The organism is Marilutibacter aestuarii (assembly GCF_006546775.1).
In the GTDB taxonomy this organism is placed as follows: Bacteria; Pseudomonadota; Gammaproteobacteria; order Xanthomonadales; family Xanthomonadaceae; genus Marilutibacter; species Marilutibacter aestuarii.
Genome location: NZ_VICE01000109.1, coordinates 1 through 4,583 on the forward strand (window position 1 = coordinate 1; position 4,583 = coordinate 4,583).

Consider the following 4,583-nt stretch of genomic DNA (forward strand, 5'->3'; position numbering starts at 1 on the left):
AGATCGTCTCTTGCCGGAGTGATCCCCTTCAGTCTGCCAGCTCACCGTCCTTTTCCCGGGCGTCGCGGGTGTTGCACTTACTTTGTGAACCTGCGACGCCTAACAATTCGTCCAAGCCGACGCCACTTCGTGGCGCCGCCTAACTCAGGTGTTAGGCACTGTATGACGCAGATCGCCCTCCTAGCCGCAGTCCTAGCCGCCGGCTGCTCTCCGGAGTCTGAACCATCGCTCCCAATTGCGTCCGGCCACTACGTCTTCCAGCACCCCTTCGCCGAACAGCCATCCATCCCTAGCATCCGCCTCAACGTGACCATCAGCGGTACGCATATCGTTGTGGTCAACCCGAGGGCTTCAGACCCATTTCCTGCCGGGATTCTGGCTGAGGGCGAACTTATGTGGCACGCCGGCTCCGGCCAATGGATCATTGGCGACAAGAGCGCTGATAGGTCAGCCCGGGAGGTCGGCGGTTGCAGCGACGGCCCGGAGGTCATTGACCTGGCGGACAAGGTTTACTGGACCTGCTAGCGTGCCTACAGTGACTAGCAATTCATTCAAGCCCAAGCCGCTTCGCGGCTCGGCTTAATTCTGGTGTTGGATGCGCATGACAGATCCTGACAAACTGAATCGAATGCAAGAGCACCTTAGGGCACTTGGTGTGTCGCCATACACTGCTGCCCCTCCTCTTTGGAGGCTCCTGTGGCGCTTGGGCATTGATCTCCCACCACCACTTTTCATGGGGTTCTGGCCCGTCGCTTTGCTCATGGGCAGCTTCTTTGGCGTGCTCTGGGGCATCTTGATGTGGCTTTTCATGTGGTTGCGCCAAGGCATGCCGCTGTGGATCATGCTCAGCTCGGCCGTTCTGGCTGGCTTGCTGTTTGGCTTATTCATGGCGGTCTACTTCCGCCATCTTGCCCGCAAGCACCGCCTTCCTTCATGGAGCGCGTACATGAGTCCACAGCCGTGAGCGCATCCAACAAATCATTCAAGCCGAAGCCGCTTCGCGGCTCGGCTTAATTCCGGTGTTAGGCGCTTCAATGACCCTTTCTTCTGCGCTTGCAATCGTTGTCTTAGCCAGCGCTTCGGCCAGCCCGGAATTGTGTCGGGGTCTCGAAAGCCAGATCGAGCCGGACATGCGCATTCTGGAATCTGACCTCAGCCAGTCGGCTGCGATTGAGGCCGCCCAAAAGCTAAAGGACATGATTGCGCGCGACGACCTGGCGGGTGAGTTCCAGTTCGGGGCGCTCAACCAATCAAAGATCATCCACGGACACATCCTGCTCCGTCAGGCCACAACCGACCGGGAGGAATTTGGTCCCAACTCGGCAGAGTCGAGAGAATCGGCAAGTTCATTCTGCACTTGGCTCAGCACTGTAGGCTTCTGGTATGACTAGCTCGTCGCAACCAGCGCCTCACAATTCGTTCAAGCTGAAGTCGCTTCTCGGCTCGGCTTAACTTAGGTGTTAGACATATGAGAGTAAGCGCGCTGCTACTGACACTTCTAGTCGCTGGCTGCGTGCTCATTCCAGCCCAGACCTCATCTGTCACGTCACGCGCAAGCTCCACTGCTGAGAGCTGCGGGCTCTTTGGCCAGGACCATTCCGTTCTGCTCAAAGTCCGCAACTCCGGGCCGGGAACGCTACGTATCAAGGCGCAGAGCGAGCCGGGTCCACCGTTCCGGATGGGTTGGCCGTACTACTCAATCCTGAGCGGCACATCTGATCCTACGCAAACCTACAAGAGCCCTGCCGGACACGGCCCCCTGCCTCTGGCAACTGTCTCTGTCGGTCCCGGCGACGAGACGGAGTTCTTGCTCTATCTCCCGGAGGGCACCCCGATCTCTGGCGCGCTGCGCTACCGCGTGCAATTTGAGGATCTGGCAGGTCAGGTGCATTACTCTGCACCCTTCAGTTTGTGCACCACGGGTTCAATGCCCAACAATTCATTCAAGCCGACGCCGCTTCGCGACTCGGCTTAATTCTGGTATCAGGTACCGTATGATCCTTTCTGCACTTCTTGCAATTGCATCAGCAGGCTCGGTGGCGCAAGCGCCCGCGGATGGTTACGTCACTTGCATTGAAGCCACGCTCAACAGGCGCGGTCGCTTTACAGACACGGCTATCGTTTCAAGTTCCGGTAGCAACACCTTTGACCGTAACGCCATTCAGCTCGTGAAAGACACTGATCTGTCACGCATCTTTCCGAGCGCCGTTCAACCTCACTCTGGGTACGTCGTTGTTACTTCAGGTCCTTCTGGGTCAATGACCCTCGGCTTTACGGGCAAGCTCTTACCGTCATGCCCAAGCGACACCGCTGTCTCCGAGCAGGTCACGGCTATGGCACCCAACAAATCATTCAAGCCGACGCCGCTTCGATTCGCGGTTTAACTCAGGGTGCCAGGCCTCATGAGGAGATCACGTGAGCTTTTCAAAGAACACCAGCGATCGACCTGAATGGGTAAAGCTCGGACTTTGGCAAGTGGGCACTCGCAGAGCTGCAACCAGCTTCTTGTGGTTCAGCATGGCAGTCGTACCAGGAAGTCTATTCCTAGGTCTCCAGCGAGATCCCAAGTACCTAATTGTCGGCGTAGCTTTCGTCGGAGCTGCTGCCTGGTACTGGCATTGTATCCGTTGGGTAGATAGGCACGGCTCGTGGCAGTAATGCAGCCCAACGATTCCCTAGGGAGCTTCCCGTCAACCCGGGGCGCATGACATCCTTGTCTTGAGCTTGCGGCTTGGCTGTTTCCTCGTTGTGAAAACATGGAAAGCAGGGGTCAGAGTGGGCTTTCTCTACGAGAGGTGATAAACGGTACTCTGACCCCCGTTTCGGCCAACAATTCGTCCAAGCCGACGCCGCTTCGCGGCGCGGCTTAACTCAGGTGTTAGAGCTCATGACCAAGCAACTTCTAGCCTTTTTCATTGCTGCTTTATGCCTCCAAGCTGCCAATCTCCGTGCAGAGAGCGAAGGATGGTACGTCGGATACTCTGGCTATGGCCCAGCCAAAATTGGTATGAAGCAAGACGAGCTAGAGCAAGTGCTTGGCTCAAGTCTAGTGCTAGATCTTGATGTTGGCGGATGCCAGTACCTTTCAGCAAAGAGCGGCCACGAAGGCGTTTCATTCATGATCATTGATGGCCATCTGGCCAGGGTTGATATCACCAACAGCGCTATCAAAACCTTTTCTGGCATAGAAGTTGGCTCAACTCAAGAAAGCACTGTTGCAACATATCCCCGCATCCAAGTTTCACAGCACCACTACGCCGGGCCACAAGGCTCGTATCTGACTCAGTATTCTCAAGATAATAGATTTGGCATTCGCTTCGAGACAGACAACAATAGAGTAGAGATTTACTACGCCGGGACAGCAGAAGCTGTGCAGTATGTCGAGGGCTGCTTATGAGCGGTGAATTCAACCACCAATTGCGACAACGCTGATCAGTCGAACAGGCGTTTTTGTGGAGTGTCGTAGTAGCCGAGGCACTTCCTCGGTCGTGTGTTGAGTTTGTGGGCGATAGCATCGCACTGCAAAACAGGGGTCAGAGTAGGCTTTCTCTACGAGAGGTGAGAAACGGTACTCTGACCCCTGTTTCGCCTGTTTCGGTTTCGTTTTCGTAGCAACGCCCCGCCGCTTCGCGGGTCGGTCCAACTCAAGCGACAGGCCCTTGGATGACCTCCCTGCAGACTGAACGTCTCGAATTGAGGCCTTTCACGCTGGATGATGCGTCTGCGTACTGGCCTTTGGTGTCGGACCCGGAGGTGCTGCGTTTCACCGGGGAGTCACCGCTGCAGTCGCTTGCCGAGGTGCGGGGGCTGCTCGCCGCACGCCCGCTGAGGGACTACGCCATCCATGGATATGGTCGGCTGGCCTGTATCGAGAAGTCGACTGGGGAACTCGTTGGCTTCTGCGGCCTCAAGTACCTGGAAGACCTGTGCGAAACGGATATTGGCTATCGTTTCCTCCCGCGCTACTGGGGGCTGGGCTACGCGACGGAGAGCGCGACGGCGGTCATGCGGCATGGGACGGATATCCTTGGCCTCAAGCGGATCATCGGCTTGGTGGAGCCCGGGAATGCCGGCTCCATCCGGGTTCTGGAGAAGCTGGGCCTTGGGCTCGAGTCACGCATAACGCTTGCGGACCACCCTGCGGAGCTACTCTCGTACTCACCCCCCGGATCGGGGAGGACAGTTGGTCCAGGCCGACCTTGCCTCTCGACGCTGCTTGATCAAGGCGGATGATCCAGCGGGCCGGCCTGACTTTTCGACTCCAACAGGAGCGCCGCCATGGCTGATCTGGATTCGACGTTCTCTGGACTTTCAAAGATCCTGCGAAAGCACGCTTCAGGCATGTCGATCAGGACGGACACGCCGGGGAATCTCTACATCGAGATTCCGCCCGCTACGCCCGGATCCAAGCCGGGCTTTTTCGGGGCGGTGCAGACGAAGAAGTCCTACGTCAGCTATCACCTGATGCCTGTGTACGAGGACCCAAGCCGTAAGCTTCCCTGATAGGTAGACACCCAAGAAGTAGAACTTTCTGGCATGTTTCTCAGCCAGGAGATTCCATGAAGAAGTCGCGATTCACCGAG

At 56.9% G+C, this 4,583-nt stretch carries 6 protein-coding genes; all 6 read left to right on the forward strand.

The genetic code is table 11. From position 1 onward, the window contains the following. Positions 1-601 precede the first annotated feature (601 nt). The 6 genes from FKV25_RS11855 to FKV25_RS11880 all read left to right on the forward strand — a co-directional run bounded on the left by FKV25_RS11855 (position 602) and on the right by FKV25_RS11880 (position 4,503). Positions 602-964, forward strand: a complete 363-nt coding sequence (locus tag FKV25_RS11855) for a DUF6404 family protein (RefSeq protein WP_281286230.1) — start codon at positions 602-604, stop codon at positions 962-964. 70 nt (positions 965-1,034) lie between these two features. Further along, positions 1,035-1,391: a hypothetical protein gene (locus FKV25_RS11860; RefSeq protein ID WP_141519013.1), complete on the forward strand. Its 357-nt coding sequence runs from the start codon at positions 1,035-1,037 to the stop codon at positions 1,389-1,391. A 603-nt stretch (positions 1,392-1,994) separates the two neighbouring features. Continuing rightward, positions 1,995-2,384: a TonB family protein gene (locus FKV25_RS16690; protein ID WP_141519014.1), complete on the forward strand. Its 390-nt coding sequence runs from the start codon at positions 1,995-1,997 to the stop codon at positions 2,382-2,384. Positions 2,385-2,887: 503 nt separating this feature from the next. Next, complete coding sequence (locus FKV25_RS11870) at positions 2,888-3,397, forward strand: hypothetical protein (protein ID WP_141519015.1); 510 nt, start codon at positions 2,888-2,890, stop codon at positions 3,395-3,397. A gap of 266 nt (positions 3,398-3,663) precedes the next feature. Next, positions 3,664-4,233 carry a GNAT family N-acetyltransferase gene (locus FKV25_RS11875; protein WP_141519016.1) on the forward strand — a complete coding sequence of 190 codons (570 nt, stop codon included), beginning with the start codon at positions 3,664-3,666 and terminating at the stop codon, positions 4,231-4,233. 45 nt (positions 4,234-4,278) lie between these two features. Further along, on the forward strand, positions 4,279-4,503 hold the full coding sequence (locus FKV25_RS11880; RefSeq protein ID WP_141519017.1) for a hypothetical protein: 225 nt from the start codon (positions 4,279-4,281) through the stop codon (positions 4,501-4,503). Positions 4,504-4,583: the final 80 nt, after the last annotated feature.

What these genes read in the sequence shown, in the direction of transcription:
- FKV25_RS11855 (WP_281286230.1), top strand. Translation starts at nt 602, where the DNA reads ATGACAGATCCTGACAAACTGAATCGAATGCAAGAGCACCTTAGGGCA.
- FKV25_RS11860 (WP_141519013.1), top strand. Translation starts at nt 1,035, where the DNA reads ATGACCCTTTCTTCTGCGCTTGCAATCGTTGTCTTAGCCAGCGCTTCG.
- FKV25_RS16690 (WP_141519014.1), top strand. Translation starts at nt 1,995, where the DNA reads ATGATCCTTTCTGCACTTCTTGCAATTGCATCAGCAGGCTCGGTGGCG.
- FKV25_RS11870 (WP_141519015.1), top strand. Translation starts at nt 2,888, where the DNA reads ATGACCAAGCAACTTCTAGCCTTTTTCATTGCTGCTTTATGCCTCCAA.
- FKV25_RS11875 (WP_141519016.1), top strand. Translation starts at nt 3,664, where the DNA reads ATGACCTCCCTGCAGACTGAACGTCTCGAATTGAGGCCTTTCACGCTG.
- FKV25_RS11880 (WP_141519017.1), top strand. Translation starts at nt 4,279, where the DNA reads ATGGCTGATCTGGATTCGACGTTCTCTGGACTTTCAAAGATCCTGCGA.